Source organism: Methylobacterium brachythecii, from assembly GCF_014196345.1.
Lineage (GTDB): Bacteria > Pseudomonadota > Alphaproteobacteria > Rhizobiales > Beijerinckiaceae > Methylobacterium > Methylobacterium brachythecii.
The window spans coordinates 264755-280395 of sequence record NZ_JACIDN010000008.1 but is presented as its reverse complement, the minus strand read 5'-3'; the positions used below and the strand labels follow the sequence as shown (position 1 = coordinate 280395).

The window sequence follows — 15641 nt, the reverse complement described above, 5'->3', positions numbered from 1 at the left end:
TTTTCGAGGGATCTGGTTTTTCGAACGGTCGTTCAGGAACGTCTTGAGGATCCGGCTGAGCAACTTCCTCAGCCGGCAGCGTCTCGCAAAGATCGCGAAGCCGCTGTTTTTGCGCATCAGGCGTGATGATGTCGATTTTGGATGGCGTCGTCGGTGGAATATTATCGTTATGCGCAATAGACATAAACTTGAATCAATCAAAGAGACAACAGACGCTCTGTGTTAACAGAGACGTGTTCGCGATATCGAGCGATCACCGTCTCTAACGTGCCGCCTGATAACAGTGTGTTGGTGGCCTCGAAGCTCGCGTGGATCTTTTCGACCACCATCGACTGCATCTCGGCCTCGCCATCTTCGCCTCCCCAGGCGAGGCGTACCAGCCGCTGTTCGATGACCTTCTGAGCTTCCAAAGCCAACATCACTGTCGAGAAAAAGAGATTGTACACGGCTTGCTCCGAGCCGCTGAATTTGCGGTCAAAACTCAACTCCGTTCAAACCATAATATTTCCGGTAGAACGGTGCGGCATAATCACCGATTGCATGCTCTTGGCCGAAAAATTCCAAATTAGAAGGCCGGATCATTGCGAAACTGATGGTGGTATTATTTTAGAGCCGCAAATTCTTTGAAACTCTATCGTCCTCGGTACCGTAGTGAAAGTCGACGCCACTTTGGCTTCAGCTTAAGGAATTTATCCGAATGACTTCAGATCATCGCTTGTCTGTCGCGCGCGTAGCAGTTGTTTCCCTGGGCCTCAGCTTGGCCCTGATGGGTACGGCGATGGCGCGAAATCCCATGGTCGGCGGCGCACCGATGTATGCGAACAAGACAATCGTCGAGAACGCCGTTAACTCGAAGGACAACACGACGCTCGTCGCCGCTGTCAAGGCGGCGGGTCTCGTCGATACTCTCAACGGACCAGGCCCATTCACTGTCTTCGCGCCAACGAATGCGGCCTTCGCCAAACTCCCGGCCGGGACGGTCGAGACGCTGGTCAAGCCTGAAAGCAAGGCCACGCTAACCAAGATCCTGACCTACCACGTGGTCGCGGGCACCTATACCGCCAGCGATCTCATGAAGCTCGCCAGAGATGGCGGCGGCAGAGGCCAGCTCAAGACGGTCGAGGGTGAGCCCCTTACGATCCAGTCGAAGGGCAAGAAGGTTTTCGTATCTGACGCCAAAGGTGGCACTGCAACCGTCACGATCGCCAACGTCATGCAGTCCAACGGAGTGATCCACGTCATCAATGGCGTCTTGCAGCCGTAATCCGCGTCTCGGGCCATCTGCAAACTTCTCCCCGGCGCCAACAGCGCCGGGGAACTTGTTCGTCTAGGGCGTCCGCAAGATATGCCGCCCGACCATCGTTGCGCGAAGTCGTGACGTCAGATCAGAAGCATACGTGAGCTCACCGTATGCAACTGAGAGGGGCGCGGAGGCCAGCATGGTTTCGCCGAATGTAGAATAGCTGATTTTGAGATCGAATGCTTGAGACGCAGACTCGCTTCCTAGAGAAAGATGCAGGGTGGCTGGGTGTGGGCTTACGGGATCACGTGCGCGGCCTCGAGATGCCGGAACAGGTCGAAAAAGAAATCGTCTGTCGGCTGATAGTCGAGGAAGCCGAGGCGGCAGCTTTTGCCCATGTCGGTTACCACCTCGATGGGGCCGCCGAGGTCGGCATCGGTATGCTAAAGCGAGATAAGGCGGTTCAGGTTGGTCTCGACCAAGCGCGCGAGGATCGTCGGCCGCAGCGCCGGCACGGGCTGGGCCGCGATCGTCCGACGTCCGCTTCCGAGCAAAGGACATAAATTCCAAGTGCTTGATGACCGGATTAGGTGAGTCTTTGCCGGTCTGCCGTCGGGAGGCTAAGCCAGATGAGTGGATGTTCGCCTGACCGAAATGGCTGGACGGTTTCGCGCCCATCCAGTTGTTTAACGTCGCCTCGCGGGTGCACCGAGGGGGACGTAGCATTCACGCAGCCTAGATAGCGCAGAGGGGTCAGCTTGCGCCCGTGTTTTCGCGCACGTGCGCCGTAACCCCTCAGTCTCCGCTTAGCCTCGCGTCGCGGTAAGCATCAGCCTCTTGCACTTCGACGTGTAGCGAGTTCGATGCAATGTTTTAGCGCCTCGGTGAGCTGGGCACGCAACTCGCCTCTCCTGATGGCAAGGGTCAAGATCGATTGCCCGTCTCGTTGCTCCTCGTCGAGTGCGGGCAAGAAAGCAGCAAAATGAAGAACTCAACAGACGCTGGGCGGCTGCAACCGCGCGCTATCGGCGCGCAGCGGCACATGCAGGGTCGCTATGCGGAACGGGGCGCCCATTGAACGAAGATGGATTGGCACGGCCGATCGCGGTCTACCTGGACGTGGACGGCGTTGTGACGACGGTCGGATATCAACGGCAGGCAGGAAAGGACGTGCTTGATCCTGCCAGAGTTAGCCTGGTCGCCGCCTTGGTACGGGAGTTCGATGCTCGGGTCGTCGTTTCATCGACATGGCGCATCGCCGATTGCCGTCCGACGCTCGTCGAAGCCGGCCTACCCGGGGACTGCTTTCATGCCGACTGGCGTACAGCCATTCTGCCCGCGAGCTGGGATGCGCAGACGGGCGGGATGCACCCCGCCGAGCAAGCGGGGCGCGGCGAAGAGATCGCCGAGCACGCGACCCGAAATCACATCATGCACTATCTCGTCCTCGACGACGTCGAGGTCGGTCCCGCCCATGCGGGACGGCATGTCCGGCCCGTTGCAGAGCATGGGCTCTGTGAAGCGGACGGGATCCGAGCCCGCACCCTCCTGGCGGGGATGGCCGCGGCCCGGCGCATGATGCGTCAGGACAACGCATTTGCGTCATCCGCTGATTTACGCTCCTGACGCTATTGAACTTTCCCGAGACACCGATCATTCCATGACAGTGGGATGACGACATCGTCATGCTGCTCCCGACATCGACACGGTCGCCCTGACCTCTGCCGGACCTGCCCGTCCGGCTTCTCCAAGCTGCTGCACGCGTGCGGCGGCCGAGAGATCGTCGCGTCGGGACGTCGACTGGCAGGAAGGAGTGGCTGCGATGTTTGGATTCAAGAATCAGGCGAGCACGTCGAATCCCTCACTTGCCGCTTTGGGCATCGCGGAACGGTCGGCTGAAAAGTCCTATGCCTCGCTCATCGCCACAGGTTGGACCGAGATTGGTTTCGGGTACCATGGCACGGTCCATGCTCACCTGGACCACCCGAACGTCGTCGTTCGCTTCGCACGCAAGGCCGACGGATTCGGCGATTATGCGGCCCTGCTTCGCAAAGGATTTGCGGGCTCCGACGGGCCGCATGCTCCGCGTGTCCACGACCTGTACGTCAGCCCCTGCGGCGCGTTGATGACTGTCGGCTCACGCCTGACGACTCCGACGCGCGACGTCTGGTGGCTGGCCTATGCTCACGCCGTCATCGCAGACCATCCTGGCTTCGAGATGGACGAGGGCGTCCGCGACCGGTTCAAGGCGCAATGGCCCGCGCACGAGCCTTTCGTCGATCACGCGAGCTTCGACGGTATCCGAGAGGATTTTAGGGCCGCGTGGCCCGATTACGAGGCGTACGTCGCCACCTTGCGTGTAGTCTCTCCGCGTGGGCTCGATCCGAACGTCGGGAATGTTCTTGTCGGCCGAGACGGGAGTCCCGTGGTCAACGACCCGCTTTGCGACGATGGATTCGGCCTATGGCGCTCCCCTCTCTCGCGCTTGCTGGCACGCTGCCTGGATGCTCTGCGTCGTACGGTGGGCGAAGCGTTGGGTAGAACACCTGTGGCCGCTTGATCGAGGTGGCGCCGCGATTTTGTAGGAACTTCATGACAGAGCGATGATATTCGCCTCGCCGATGCTAGTATCGAGGAAGACGTTTCGGACGTTCGGTCGAAATTTTTCAACTTAAAATCCTAGTTTCACTGCGTCTTGCATGATTGAGCTGCTCTGGATCGGTACTCATATGAGTTCGGATGTGAACCGCCAGCTTTTGGGTCATTGACATTGAGTGTTGGTCGACCGCGTTGGTTGGCGCGCGGACCATCCGATCTCTGACGCCAAATTCCACTAGCTGATGTTCGACGAGAGCTGGCTGGGATGGACGGCCTAGTAAAGCTGCACAGTCTAAGCACTTTTAGAGGCAAAGGTTTTCCTCAAAAAAGCGGCCCGTCGTAGCTGAATGGGCATCAAACATGGCCTCGTCTTAGGCTCCGGACCCATAAAGTTGGCTTGTCCGGAAGCGGCATGATTCAAGGCTCCCGTGACGGATGGGGTCGTGCGCCGCAACCAAGATCTTGCCGAGCGCTAGCGGCACACGCTCGAACAAGGGGTGCAGCAGCTCGAAGTCCTCGGCCGGGAGAGCGGCGAGCAGCCAATTGCGAATGTCTGCTTGGGAGCCGGTCACGATGGATTGCTCAAAAAGCAGGAGTGGGAGTGGGCTTCGACTCCGTCCACATAGAGCGGGTAGCAGCTCGCGCTAGCGGCATAGGTGTCAGATCAAAAGTCCTTGCCTGGATCGTTCGACAGAGGTGCTAAGGACACGCAGAATGCTGGGAGATTTGGACCCTCGGCATGCAAACTGAACAATGGCCTTCGGTCTCGGTTAGTCTATCTGACGCGAGGGATGAACACGACAATGTCGGGCGACAAGGACCACCTGGCTCGCCTAGCGAAAACGGCTCTACGCGCGCAATTGGCTTGTTTGGAGACCGCGGAGCGGCGGGCGCGACAAGTCCATAGGGATCGCAAGGGCCAATCGGTCAAAGCAGCCCTGCTGACCCATTTGGACCGACAGGTGTCACGGGCAGCCCGAGCCCTGCAGATACGAAGGGTGAAACGGATGCTTAGGGCGTCTCTGCCACTGCAAAGCTAAATGGTGAAAAAGGATATACCGGACCGCCCGGCCCCCACGGATCAAAGTCCTCAACGAGTGCCGCAAGCACTGCCGGAACCAACGGCACAACAGGAGCACCTGGTCCAACAGGCGAGACGAGCGCGGTCGGACCGGGAGACCCAGAAGGCGATACAGGGCTAAGGGCTTCAGAAATGCAGGGAAATAGCGCGCGCGACGGTTAGCATGGGAGCGACCGGAGCGGTTGCGTTCCAGCTTCTATCCGCTGTCGATGCCTCGAAAGCTGCCGCCTTAATAGGTTCACGGGTGCATGCGATGGTGCCAGATGGACAAACCGCAGACCAGAACATTCAAAGCCTTTGTTCGCCCGTGTTCGATCAACACCGGACGCTTCCGCTGGATCGTCATCGCCGAAGGCGGGGGCCATTCGGAACACGCCATTAATTCCTTCATTACTGAGGCGGCTGCCCAGATGGCGGGCGATGCGAGGGCTCGTGCGTTGACCGGCATGGGATACGCCCGCTGAGAGAATTGACGGCTAGCCGCCTTCGCCTCAGGAACCACACCCCGTCACTACGATTGACGCCTATCGCCGGCCGGCAAGATCGGGCGTCGGCGGGTGGGGGCATGGGTCTCCGGCGCCCATCGAACGACGAGCAACGCGTGCCCCGGTTCCATTTCCACATCTACGACGGGTTCACTGCGCGTGATCCCAACGGCACCGAATTGCCCGACTACGACGCGGCCCGTCGAACAGCGCTTCGAATGGCCGGTGAACTGCTGAAGGAGGAGGGCCGGGAAGTGAAGCTCGGAGAAGAGTGGCGCCTAGAGGTTACTGACGACGCCGACCTCGTGCTGTTCCGTATCGATTTTAATATCACCGAGGCACCAGCGGTGCCGAAACCATCATCGTTATCGGATAGAGCGCCAAAGTAGCGGATGGCAACGCTCAGCGGCGAGTGCTTTTTACTTCAAACGGCAGTGCAGTTGTCGGGGGGCGCCACTAGAACTTAGACTAATCGCCCACGTGCCGGCGGGCTCGTTATGCGGTCAAATCTGTTACATTTATTTTGCCGACCGCAGCATCGCAAAGTTGAAATGTTTCTGCCGGAAGGTTTTCGCATAATTCGCCGAAGCGACTCTTTTGCTCATCGGGCGTTGCGCCCCAGGCTTCGATCCCGGACGATATCGGCGCCGGCATATTGTCGTTGGCAGCAAGCATGATCTTGGATCAGTTAGGCAGCTGACAGACGCTTCGTGTTCGCCGCTACATGCTCACGGTATCGAGCGATCACGGCCTCCCGCGATCCCCCCCACAGCAGCGTGTTGGCCGCCTCGGCGCTCGCTTGGAACCTCTCGACCCCATGGATTGGAGCTCAGCATGACCTTCACGGCCGCCCCAGGCAACGCGGACATCGTCGCCAGAGGCAAGAAAGGCGATGGGCCGAAGGAGTAGCGCCCACCGCAGCGTCCTCGGAGGCGCTTTTGGAGCCAGTGGGCGCTATGTTCAATGGAGCGGATCGATCGAAGGTGCCCTGTGAGCCGCTGTTCCAAGCAGCGCATTCCGAGCGCCTTCAACGCCAACTGTCTCCCACCAAACCCAGAATGCCAGCCCAAAGTAAGGGACAACAAAGAATACAAAAAGAAGAAGCCCCATGGCTGTCCCGCCTCCGAATCACATTTCGCCAGCGATAAACTGATTAACTGAATTCGGTCTCGTCAAATGAAATTGGCAAATGAGCACTCAAGCTCAGACCTATTGATTGCTAAGCTTCTCCGCGCCGATTGATCTGAAGCTAAGGATCTGCCGCAGCCCTTGCCGGACGGCGGGCAAGTGATTGTGGCGCGCGAGACGATTGGTGCCGACGGATAGACCTTGAAGCTTTCCCAGTGCTCCACGCGGATGTATGAGGATACATTCTAGGTGATTTAAACGCGACGCTCATGTCACAAACGCAACCTAAGAGAAATAACGCAGTGCTCTTGCCATCCAGACAGAGAGCGGCAATCGCGGCGGAAGCCCAGCGGTTACTAGTCGAATTGGGTGCGGCTGCCCACGGGACAGCTCGCACCTTGGCCAGGAGCACTCTGCGCTACGGTCAGCCAAAGGATCCGTTCTGGAGCAAGGTCGCAAACCAGATCCTGAGGCTGAACAGCACCAAAGCGACGTAGGTCAATCGTCGGGTCCCGATGGCATCGGGAGGCCGCGGCGGATTCTTTCGTCGATGATTGCTGCTCCGAGCCTCTGGCAGAACTGGCCAAGGTCATCGAGCGCTTCGGCCGTTGCGACGGACAGATCTCCGCTCTCAATCATCGTGTCCACGGCCGCGCTCAAGGCCGGCACGAGCGCGTGTTGCCAGATGGGCAGCGAGCGCAGCGCCAGATAAAACGTGGCATCTCCAGCGACTGGCCCGGAAATCTCGGCTGGGTTGATGTGCGATGAGGGCATAGGCGGCTCCATCGCTAGTATTTCGCCGGGGGAAGCTTCTTAGGTACGCCGATGCCAAGCCGTTTACGTTCAGCTCTAACTTCACTCGCCTTCGACAATACATAATTTCCAAAATCGTCGAGTGCGTCCGCGAATGTTGTCGACAGATGGCCTTCGGCCTTGAGATCGTTGAAGGCCTTATCGAACATCGGCTGCATGGCAGCACGCCAGCGATCCAAACTTCGAAGAGCGTTGGTCAGATGAATTAGTGTTTCATCAGAGGGATTGTTAAGGCGGTAAGACGAATGTTCTGGCATTTTACGTCAACTCACTTACGCCACTGGACGCAATGAGTAAGTATTAAAATCTAATTGATTGCAACAATGCTTCCCCGATCTTCACAGATCGACGGAGATATATTATGTCAATCCCCCGGATGGGTGATGATTAGTTTGATGGACAATCCAGGCTCGCTGCGGCGCGCAGCTAGATCGTCATCGCCAGCCCAACATACCGGCCGGCCAATACCCAACGAGACCAACAACCACGATCGCTAACCCCCAAGCCGGACCATCCCGATACGGATGGAAAGGTCTGACCTTCGTCGGACGGGTGTAGCGCTCGGGGATCAGGTTCGCTTTCTCCCAGCGCTCGAATTGGGCGGCTGGAGAATCATTCGGGCCGAAGGGCTCCTTCACCACAACCCAATCGCCCGTGCCGTCACGAAGCCATCGGCAAAACGCTCGCTCCCACGAACAGGCTGGCGAGAAGCACGAAGATCACGGTGCGGCGGCGGGCTGGGGATTCGGCCATGCTGTAGGTTATGGGCGGTAGGGATGTACCACAACCGGTGCGAAGTTTGCCGCAGGATGAACAGGGTGGGCTTGCCGTTGACGGCTCGCGCCCGACACACGGTTCGCCGGAATTCGAAGAGCCCGCGGTCTACTTGCAACTTCATCGCGGTAGTAATCAGCGCCCGAATACCCGAACGCACCGCTTGTCACGACACCTTCGGAGAATGGCCGTCCGAACAGTGCATCCGAGATCGGGTCTGCCTGCGCCGGCCCAGCGAAAAGCGTGACGATGAGGGCAGTGGTAAAGATGCGCATGGCGCAGACTAGCACGCTTGGTCTGACAAGCGCTTAACACCGACCTTGTCAGTCATGCCGCAGGTTATGCGGGATCGGGCGGGGAGGGGAGAGCGGCTTCAGCCGCCGCGGTGCATGCAATCCCGGAAATACCGACGCCGAAGCTCCCGATTTTCTTCCATGTGCACGGTAAAGCTTTTGCCGCCGTAGCCCATCATGGAAGCTTCCGAACGGCACTTCGACTTGAGGGAATTATCACCCGGCTCGGGAACGAAATATGTGCCTCTGGCGAGCGCGGGCGACGTCAATGTGACGGCCGTGAATAGGACGACAGGCGCAGACAGCCGCTGCATTGATCACTCTCCCGTTTAACGAAACCGGCTGCCATTTGTCGGCGGTCAATTTTCCGAATGATTTCTCGCGTCGCCGCACTCCCCTCCTTTCACGAACTCGTTGCCGGCGTCTTTGACGCGGCGGGTCATGAGGGCGTCCATACCCGGACAAGCGACGGCACCTTTCCGACGCGCGCTGCGTTGCTCCAAGAACCGGAGTGCGTGATGTCCAGACTTCCCGACGAGCCCGACACGAACGAGCCGATCCAGGAGTCGGAAGACGAGAGCCGCGAACCGGTCAAGGACGAGCCCCAGTCGGATGGCGAAGAAGCGCCCGGCGAACCGCCGAGCGATCTCGACGACGGACCGCTCGTTGCTGCCAACGCGAACTGGCCGGAGCAGCTCTAGAACGCGCGTAGCGCCGTAGTGGGTCGTCGTGGCCTACTCCGCCGCGAACATCGGACACGCCTCGCCAGCCCGTGAGCAGATCGGGCGGCGGGGCCGAGCTCGAGCGAACGCCTACGGGCGCGGACCTGGAGAGGTGCTGTCAGCATGCAGCTCGACGGTCTTAGAGGAAGGTTGCCGAGGCGCTTGTCTCAGGTTGGTCAGAAATCCAATATACTTTGAAGAAATCGAGAGCATCTGCGCCTAAGTCAAGACATCATCGGCTCGTCGTTGACGTCGATGACTGAGCGACGCGTGCTCCCGCCGGACGGCCGGAGCTGCAGCGTGGCTTACTTCTTTTCGACATCCACGACGGCATCCACGTCACGGACAGTCTAGGACAGAGGCTGCCTGATCTGGAAGCGGCGAAGATGGAAGCGGTGCAGATCGCAGGATTATTCGCGCTGAGGCCCAGCATGGTGGGCGGTAATGGAGGCGCTGTCGTTGTCGTGATCCGCTACGCACCCGACTCCGTCGTGATGACAGTCCGTATGGCGTTCAATATTGACGCTCCGGCATAGGGATTTCGTCTGCAGCCTAGCTGGCCGCAAAAGCACCCGCCGAGCTGTGAAGCTTCGGGGGCCGCTGAAGGGTGCCGGTCGTTAAAGGCGAGCCTGGCGCTCTTCGCGAAGCTTGTCGAGGTGCAGTTTGGCGATGGCTTCCCGACCCGCGCCCTCAGCCTCCGATCGCCTCGAAAACGTGGCCGTCGACCGCATGAATGGCTCCTTGGTGCCGTAGCGATGAATTGACCAGCACCATGGCGACAGCGGCTGCCCTGTCTGGCCCACCGAAACTCGAAGTCGGGTCGATGTGACTGTCATGCCTGCCATCATGTCACGCGCGCCCGACAATCGCTAGACAGGGTCTACAGGTCAACAGGATCAGATTTCTCAAGAAAAACATTAATTTTAAAAAGAACGACTTTTGCTTACAGACGTTACAATTGAGCGTCGCTCAGCTGAGCCCGACATTCATATCCTTTATGCTGCTTGGGAGCGCTATCAAACCGTGGACGTCATTCTCTCACCGACAGGATCCGATGGGCGGTTATGGACGCTGAAAGACCCCTTGGGCCGTAGCCTGGGCACGGTGAGGCGGGGGACAAATTTCGAGATTGTGGTTGAATCAACTGGCCGCCTGAATGGCATCTCGCACCATTATAAAACCCTTGACGCATTAATGACCGCAATTGCGAACCACATGAAAGGTTCCTGCTCCCTCGGAAGTCAGGACTGAGATTGATGGGCAGCGAACTGGCTGGTCTTCGATCGTGCAGCATGAATCTGGGCTGTTTCGCTGCTCGAAAAGCCTCGAATTAATCAACAAAAGCAGTAATTTAATCGCTTCCTAGTTCATATCTCAAATCATATAGAAATATTATTTGATAATTTTTCAGATATATTTCTTGCGTTTTATTTCATACAAGCGCCATATCGCGCTGCAACAATTTAGCAGATTGTTTCGATGGCGAATTTAAGCGGATAGAATCATCTGTTTTATTTTGTCGATAGCCATTTAGATTGAAGGACTTCCTATGTCGAACAATCATAGTAACGACCACGGACGCCAAAGCAACACTGCTGTTCCTTCCGAGAGTTCGAAAGGGAAAATCGATGAAAGCGCGTCGCGCGCCACTGATCAGGGTAAGCAATTCGTCGAAGTTGCGCGCGAAGGTGCCAGCAAGCTCGCTGACCTGCGCGAGAAGGCAGCTGAGACAACCCAACATCTTTTACAGAACAGCGTCGAAACAGCGTCTCAGCAGGCTCGTGAGGCGGCCGGACGCTTTTCGGAAAAGCTCGGCTTCTCAGGAAAGGATGGCGATCGGTTCGCCCTTCAATCTAAGCAAAACATCGAAGCAGTGACTCGGTGCGGCACTGTTTTGAGTCAAGCTTTCCAGGATGCGTCGCGAACCTTTCTTGACATCGGTCAGAAGCAATTCCAGCGCAATTTGGATGGGTTTTCCAAGCTATCCCGCGCAAGTTCGGTTCAGGAAGCCATGACAATCCAGAGCGATCTCTTGCGGGACGGGCTTCAGCATATGATGGAAGACAGCAAGGTGATTGCGGAGGCTTCAACCCGGGCCGCAGATGAAGCGAGCAAGTCCTTCTCCAACGCTTCGCAACCACGCTGAGAGCATCAGCTACAGTTGAACTGGTAGCGTGCACTTGGCTTAATCAATACTCGGGGCGGTGTGTTCACCGCCCCCTTGTCATGCGCGGTGATGACTGCCGATCGCTTAAATTGGAAAAATCTATGTTCAATCCGTTTTCGCTCTCAATGCTTGCCCTGGAATCGCAACGGGTCGTCGAACTACGGCTTGTTCGTCTGTCTTGGGGCGGTCGCGAAGGCCGAGCCGAAATGCAGGCCATGGTGATCGAAAAGGTTCATGCTGGCATGGAAGCTGCCACCACACTGATGGGCGGCGGCTCGCCAGAAACAGTGATTGCTCGATATCGCGAACACGTCGCAACTAATACAAAGCGGCTGACCGCGGCTTAATCGCTATGCCGCGCCCGTTCCTCGCTCTAATCGCGCTCATCTTCCTCGGGGTGGTCGTCATCGGCTCACTCTTCATGGCCACCGGTCCGATGCAGGACCAAGAGCGGAGCCCTCACGAAATCAGCAGGGCAGAGAACCAACTACCGTAGCTCCCGCGGGGCCAGCATACGATCGTCCGTGGACGACGCCAAACGATACAGGTCATCGTATCAGGTCGGCGACTGCTCGGCGATCGAAGCAGCCGGGGGAAAAAGCGGACGCGCGATAGGCCCACTGCCTTGGCAAGCTGCCGTGAGCGCGAACGGCCTCCCGATACTACTGGCTGCGACCTTTGCCACGGGCTGCGTCGCGATTCGTGGCTTCCGTCAATTCAAGGCGATGACGCCGCCGCTGCCAGTAACCGCCTTTGCCTTGGACCTGTTTGTAGGCTTGGTTGCGCTAGCTCAGCCGTCTGACGGACGTAGCGGAAGCACATCGAGAGAAAGCGTCTCGGATCCGGTCAGTCGGCCAGTGCCAACGCGTTGACCAGTCACCAAAGTGAGGAAGCCGTTCAGTAAGTGGCGGCACTGGGTGCCGGACCAACAGTGTCGTCGGCTGAAGAGGCTATGCCCCCCATCCAGAAAGCCCAGTCCAAGCCTCACGGATGAGCTGAGACCGCCGCTCGGCTCGCGAAGTATCTGCCTCCGCAACCTGCCGCAGGACCTCTTCCATCGCCCCGCTGCCCCCAACCGCAGCGGCAGCTGCGCCGTGCCGGCGCATTGTGGACCGGTGGGCCTTCTGTGCCGGCCCCTTCGCCGGTGAGGTCTCCATGATCTCAAGCATGCCGATCAACGCCGCGACTGTAGGGGCGAGTTCACGCCAAGTTGGGGCGAACGATGCTTCAGGTTGAGGCACGGTCGGGGGCGGAGCCGCGAAGCTCGTGGTGAGGGACCGCATCATGCTGCGTCGCTTGACCATTGCGGCATACCTTTCCATGCCGCATCGAGTTCGGCCGCTCGGCGCTCATTCCGGTTGTCACCCACGCCACAGACAAGCTCGTGCACGTTCTGCAGGGTGATGCCGTCACCGGCCTCGGCGATCTCGGTACCCTTCCTACGAAGCGCGGCCCTGAGGGCTACTGCAGCCGGATCTGTTGGGTCGCGTTCCAGCGCGTCTAGGATGGAGCTGATCGCTTTAGCGGCCGCTTCAATGGTGGTGGTAGCGGATTGCATCACGACGGCCTTCAGTTCGGCTTCACGAAATAAGACCCAACGCGTCCTCCGCGGCCTTGGTGCTCCTGATTGAACTCGGCCGCGTCTAGATGACGTTGGTCGAAGGACAGAGAACGCTGAAGCAAGATAGTTCACCGGGCATTGCACCCGATACAAATACTTTTGATAGAAATTCCACTCGTCTCGCCCCTGATGCGGCCAGTTGGATCTTTCATTTTCAAGGTCCCATGGCGTTTACGCAATCGCGAAGGCTGAGGCTTAGCGGTATGGGTGGTGCGCTGGGTGGATTGGGCCATCCCTTCGTCCAAGTTTCCGTCGTTCTGCGCGCAGGCCAAGCTGGTGTAGAGCACGCTGAGCCACAGCCCAGCGGCAACAATTTTCATGGTGTGCATGGAGGTTCTCCTCCATGACGAACCATCCAAGCCAACGCATGTTCAGACGGTGCGACAGCGGAACCCTTAATAGCTGGTCGGTGGCTGCATGCCCGAGGCAGCCGCTCACGCGAGGGCAGGGCGAACTCGTCGAAACGATCATGCGCCTAGCTGGCCACGATCCCGAGTTGCCCGGGCAACTTGTTCGCCAAAGCCGTGACATTCTAGTTCGGTGGCGCACCTCTCATGGAAAACACCTCCCAAATAACTGTCAATTGTCTTCGTCGTAGAGCACCGTTTAGCGTATGCCGCGCTGCGCCATTTCTTCCGGCGCCTGCTTTGCGTTGGCTTGACGCCCGATGATGAAAGCGAGGTCGACGGGCCGGTAGTCGCAGGCGTCCACTCCGACGTCGGATGAGCGGCTGGTGTCAGGCAGGAAGGCGTGCGTGTGACCGTACAGGTGCCGCGTCTCCCGCCAGAAACCCGGCCAACTCCGATGCGGGTAGTGGGAGAGGAATAGCCGCCTCGGCTGACCGTCGGCATCCGTTACGGTAATCCGAGCGGTCGCTACCGGGACCTCGGCCCACGGAAGCTCCAACACGCGGTTCGTATCGTGATTGCCGCGCACGAGACGCTTAATCCCATTGAGACGGCGGAACACGGCAGCGCAGTGCTCACGGGTCGCGTCAGCAGCGAAATCGCCGAGGTGCCAGATCGCGTCTCCCTCCGCGACCGTGTCGTTCCAACGAGCAATTAGAGCTTCATCATGGCCCTCAACGGAACCGAACATGCTGCGGCGACGCTGAACGAGCGTAGCATCGCCAAAGTGCGTGTCTGCTGTGAAGAAAGTCGCCATGCAGCCTGACGGGATCGCTGATCCGTTCCGAATTGTCGCCCGAGGCGTCGATCACAAGCCGCAGCGACATCCAACCGCTTCGATTTGCTTTCATCCGCTTATTTGGGCCCTGGCCACGACCGTACTTTTTTCGCATTGCGCTTCTGCGTTGGAGGTCTCGAGGAGCCGTGAGATTGAAGCTTCTCCGGCCGCCGTTTGGGCAATGGTCGGCGGCTTCTGCGCAATCGCGATGTGGCACCCGCAAGTGAAGCGCTGCATCCTGTCGGATTCGAGCGAGGGGGAGGGCGAGACAGTTGCCGTCCGGGGCCTTGTGACGGCGGGCGGCTTAGGGACGATTGTCGAGGTTGAAACAGAGCGCAACGAGAAGGCGATGAGTTATAGCTACGCCTTCGTGCAGGGACCGCTTCCGGTGCGGGCCTATAATGCAACGATCTCTGTGCACCCCACCGGGGCGAATTCAACGGTGGTTTGGACAGCGACGTTCGACGCCGCCGGCATGAGCGATGCCGAGGCAACGGCTGACATCGAAGGGGTCTACGACGCTGGGCTCGCTGGCATTGCTAAGGAATTGGCGAAATAGCCGACTAAGCGCGGCCAATCACGGTCTGTATGACAGTGACTGGCCCTAGCGGGCGCGCCTCAAGCGGCCTTGCGGGCGCGCGGCTTGCGGGCCTGTGATGCGCCTTCGGCCGCTTCTTCGATGGGTGCCATATTGCCCGGACGGCCAAGACCAATCGACTTGGCAAGCGCGGAGCGCTGCGCGGCGTAGTTCGGAGCAACCATGGGATAGTCGCTCGGCAGGCCGTAGCGCTGGCGATAGGAGTGCGGATCGAGGCCATGGGTGCCAAGATGGCGCTTCATGGTCTTGTAGGCCTTGCCGTCGATAAAGCTGATGATCGCGTCGGGCGTGATCGACTTGCGCACCTGACCCGACGTCGGCTTCTCGACCTCGTCCGGCTGTGCGGCGGCCGCAGAGTCAGTCGCTCCGCTTCCCGTCAATGCGGCCACTGCCCGGTGTACGTTCACGAGCATCGCGGGCAAATCGCCAGCCGGAAGCGAGTTGTTCGAAATGTATGCCGCAACGATGTTGGCCGCGAGCGAAACCGCGTCAGTGGTCTGTGCGGTCATAATGTCCGTCTTTTTAGACTGTCCGTCAGTTCAACTAAAAGCTCAGATGAGCTAGCAATCCCCCATGAAAAGCCCATGCACCGAAAAAATACTTTTCACAACCAACCGGCCATTCCCCACGCGAGTGTGAGGATTGCACATTTTTGATCCCTAAAGCTTTCCTATCAACGGCTACAGATCGCCCGTCGTCCAAAATAGTCGGGAGGGCTGAGATAAAGAAGCACGACTAAGAGCGTCGCTCGTGCCGCCATTCGACGATCGCGCGCTGGCGAGCCTCATGTGTTGTTCGAAGCTGCGTGCCTTCCAACCCATTTGCGTCAGGGCCGAACCCGTGGAGTAGCACGCCGTCAGGTCCAAAATGCCGCTTCATCTCAGCCCGCCACAGGCGATCGGTGGTGGCAAGCGTCGATTCGGTCTGAGCCAGGCG

Annotated in this window: 19 protein-coding genes and 1 pseudogene; 10 read left to right on the top strand and 10 right to left on the bottom strand. The window is 58.7% G+C overall.

Going from position 1 to position 15641, the window contains the following annotated elements:
- On the bottom strand, nt 1–184 hold a 184-nt coding region (locus tag GGR33_RS25760; protein ID WP_210302127.1), incomplete at its 3' end, for a hypothetical protein.
- 13 nt (nt 185–197) lie between these two features.
- On the bottom strand, nt 198–419 hold the full coding sequence (locus tag GGR33_RS21050) for a hypothetical protein (RefSeq protein ID WP_210302139.1): 222 nt from the start codon (nt 417–419) through the stop codon (nt 198–200).
- A 278-nt stretch (nt 420–697) separates the two neighbouring features.
- Between GGR33_RS21050 and GGR33_RS21045 the strand changes: the two genes are divergently transcribed.
- On the top strand, nt 698–1264 hold the full coding sequence (locus GGR33_RS21045; protein WP_183508896.1) for a fasciclin domain-containing protein: 567 nt from the start codon (nt 698–700) through the stop codon (nt 1262–1264).
- A 272-nt stretch (nt 1265–1536) separates the two neighbouring features.
- Here GGR33_RS21045 and GGR33_RS26055 read toward each other — a convergent pair.
- Nucleotides 1537–1722 (bottom strand): annotated as a pseudogene (locus GGR33_RS26055) (NAD-dependent dehydratase); the annotation flags it as partial.
- Between the two features lie 592 nt (nt 1723–2314).
- Between GGR33_RS26055 and GGR33_RS21035 the strand changes: the two are divergent.
- The 4 genes from GGR33_RS21035 (at nt 2315) to GGR33_RS21020 (ending at nt 5793) form a co-directional block, all read left to right on the top strand.
- Entirely contained in the window at nt 2315–2866 is a 552-nt protein-coding gene (locus tag GGR33_RS21035) for an HAD domain-containing protein (protein ID WP_183508891.1), read from the top strand.
- A gap of 196 nt (nt 2867–3062) precedes the next feature.
- Nucleotides 3063–3800, top strand: a complete 738-nt coding sequence (locus GGR33_RS21030; protein ID WP_183508889.1) for a hypothetical protein — start codon at nt 3063–3065, stop codon at nt 3798–3800.
- Between the two features lie 1382 nt (nt 3801–5182).
- Nucleotides 5183–5383 carry a hypothetical protein gene (locus GGR33_RS21025; RefSeq protein WP_183508887.1) on the top strand — a complete coding sequence of 67 codons (201 nt, stop codon included), beginning with the start codon at nt 5183–5185 and terminating at the stop codon, nt 5381–5383.
- 137 nt (nt 5384–5520) lie between these two features.
- The gene (locus GGR33_RS21020) at nt 5521–5793 is read left to right on the top strand and encodes a DUF6894 family protein (protein WP_183508884.1); all 273 of its coding nucleotides are present in this window, start codon (nt 5521–5523) and stop codon (nt 5791–5793) included.
- Between the two features lie 106 nt (nt 5794–5899).
- On the opposite strand, the gene GGR33_RS21015 is transcribed toward GGR33_RS21020, so the two are convergent.
- The 3 genes from GGR33_RS21015 to GGR33_RS21005 form a co-directional block, all read right to left on the bottom strand.
- Complete coding sequence (locus tag GGR33_RS21015) at nt 5900–6079, bottom strand: hypothetical protein (protein WP_183508882.1); 180 nt, start codon at nt 6077–6079, stop codon at nt 5900–5902.
- 951 nt (nt 6080–7030) lie between these two features.
- On the bottom strand, nt 7031–7306 hold the full coding sequence (locus GGR33_RS21010; RefSeq protein WP_183508880.1) for a hypothetical protein: 276 nt from the start codon (nt 7304–7306) through the stop codon (nt 7031–7033).
- A 14-nt stretch (nt 7307–7320) separates the two neighbouring features.
- Nucleotides 7321–7602 (bottom strand): hypothetical protein, encoded by a 282-nt coding sequence (locus GGR33_RS21005; protein WP_183508878.1) that lies wholly within the window; start codon nt 7600–7602, stop codon nt 7321–7323.
- Nucleotides 7603–8930: 1328 nt separating this feature from the next.
- On the opposite strand from GGR33_RS21005, the gene GGR33_RS21000 reads away from it, so the two are divergent.
- The 4 genes from GGR33_RS21000 (at nt 8931) to GGR33_RS20990 (ending at nt 11648) form a co-directional block, all read left to right on the top strand.
- Complete coding sequence (locus GGR33_RS21000; RefSeq protein WP_183508876.1) at nt 8931–9113, top strand: hypothetical protein; 183 nt, start codon at nt 8931–8933, stop codon at nt 9111–9113.
- Nucleotides 9114–9427: 314 nt separating this feature from the next.
- Nucleotides 9428–9670 carry a DUF6894 family protein gene (locus GGR33_RS26605; RefSeq protein ID WP_425488806.1) on the top strand — a complete coding sequence of 81 codons (243 nt, stop codon included), beginning with the start codon at nt 9428–9430 and terminating at the stop codon, nt 9668–9670.
- 1013 nt (nt 9671–10683) lie between these two features.
- A complete protein-coding gene (locus GGR33_RS20995) occupies nt 10684–11280 on the top strand; it encodes a phasin family protein (RefSeq protein ID WP_183508874.1) in 597 nt (198 codons plus the stop codon).
- Between the two features lie 122 nt (nt 11281–11402).
- Nucleotides 11403–11648 (top strand): hypothetical protein, encoded by a 246-nt coding sequence (locus tag GGR33_RS20990; protein WP_183508979.1) that lies wholly within the window; start codon nt 11403–11405, stop codon nt 11646–11648.
- A gap of 935 nt (nt 11649–12583) precedes the next feature.
- Here the strand turns inward: GGR33_RS20990 and GGR33_RS20985 are convergent.
- From GGR33_RS20985 to GGR33_RS20975, 3 genes are all read right to left on the bottom strand, one after another.
- A complete protein-coding gene (locus GGR33_RS20985; protein WP_183508872.1) occupies nt 12584–12859 on the bottom strand; it encodes a hypothetical protein in 276 nt (91 codons plus the stop codon).
- Nucleotides 12860–12990: 131 nt separating this feature from the next.
- Nucleotides 12991–13251: a hypothetical protein gene (locus GGR33_RS20980; RefSeq protein WP_183508870.1), complete on the bottom strand. Its 261-nt coding sequence runs from the start codon at nt 13249–13251 to the stop codon at nt 12991–12993.
- Nucleotides 13252–13528: 277 nt separating this feature from the next.
- Entirely contained in the window at nt 13529–14086 is a 558-nt protein-coding gene (locus tag GGR33_RS20975) for a metallophosphoesterase (RefSeq protein ID WP_183508868.1), read from the bottom strand.
- Here GGR33_RS20975 and GGR33_RS20970 point away from each other — a divergent pair.
- On the top strand, nt 14085–14666 hold the full coding sequence (locus GGR33_RS20970) for an SRPBCC family protein (RefSeq protein WP_183508866.1): 582 nt from the start codon (nt 14085–14087) through the stop codon (nt 14664–14666). The genes GGR33_RS20975 and GGR33_RS20970 overlap by 2 nt on opposite strands.
- Before the next feature lie 59 nt (nt 14667–14725).
- On the opposite strand, the gene GGR33_RS20965 is transcribed toward GGR33_RS20970, so the two are convergent.
- The gene (locus GGR33_RS20965) at nt 14726–15214 is read right to left on the bottom strand and encodes a Ros/MucR family transcriptional regulator (RefSeq protein WP_183508864.1); all 489 of its coding nucleotides are present in this window, start codon (nt 15212–15214) and stop codon (nt 14726–14728) included.
- Nucleotides 15215–15641 lie beyond the last annotated feature (427 nt).

Excerpts from the sequence above, each read along its gene's own strand:
- GGR33_RS21050 (WP_210302139.1), bottom strand. The coding sequence starts at position 419 with ATGTTGGCTTTGGAAGCTCAGAAGGTCATCGAACAGCGGCTGGTACGC.
- GGR33_RS21045 (WP_183508896.1), top strand. The coding sequence starts at position 698 with ATGACTTCAGATCATCGCTTGTCTGTCGCGCGCGTAGCAGTTGTTTCC.
- GGR33_RS21030 (WP_183508889.1), top strand. The coding sequence starts at position 3,063 with ATGTTTGGATTCAAGAATCAGGCGAGCACGTCGAATCCCTCACTTGCC.
- GGR33_RS21025 (WP_183508887.1), top strand. The coding sequence starts at position 5,183 with ATGGACAAACCGCAGACCAGAACATTCAAAGCCTTTGTTCGCCCGTGT.
- GGR33_RS21015 (WP_183508882.1), bottom strand. The coding sequence starts at position 6,079 with ATGCTTGCTGCCAACGACAATATGCCGGCGCCGATATCGTCCGGGATC.
- GGR33_RS21010 (WP_183508880.1), bottom strand. The coding sequence starts at position 7,306 with ATGCCCTCATCGCACATCAACCCAGCCGAGATTTCCGGGCCAGTCGCT.
- GGR33_RS21005 (WP_183508878.1), bottom strand. The coding sequence starts at position 7,602 with ATGCCAGAACATTCGTCTTACCGCCTTAACAATCCCTCTGATGAAACA.
- GGR33_RS21000 (WP_183508876.1), top strand. The coding sequence starts at position 8,931 with ATGTCCAGACTTCCCGACGAGCCCGACACGAACGAGCCGATCCAGGAG.
- GGR33_RS20995 (WP_183508874.1), top strand. The coding sequence starts at position 10,684 with ATGTCGAACAATCATAGTAACGACCACGGACGCCAAAGCAACACTGCT.
- GGR33_RS20990 (WP_183508979.1), top strand. The coding sequence starts at position 11,403 with ATGTTCAATCCGTTTTCGCTCTCAATGCTTGCCCTGGAATCGCAACGG.
- GGR33_RS20985 (WP_183508872.1), bottom strand. The coding sequence starts at position 12,859 with ATGCAATCCGCTACCACCACCATTGAAGCGGCCGCTAAAGCGATCAGC.
- GGR33_RS20980 (WP_183508870.1), bottom strand. The coding sequence starts at position 13,251 with ATGCACACCATGAAAATTGTTGCCGCTGGGCTGTGGCTCAGCGTGCTC.
- GGR33_RS20970 (WP_183508866.1), top strand. The coding sequence starts at position 14,085 with ATGCAGCCTGACGGGATCGCTGATCCGTTCCGAATTGTCGCCCGAGGC.
- GGR33_RS20975 (WP_183508868.1), bottom strand. The coding sequence starts at position 14,086 with ATGGCGACTTTCTTCACAGCAGACACGCACTTTGGCGATGCTACGCTC.
- GGR33_RS20965 (WP_183508864.1), bottom strand. The coding sequence starts at position 15,214 with ATGACCGCACAGACCACTGACGCGGTTTCGCTCGCGGCCAACATCGTT.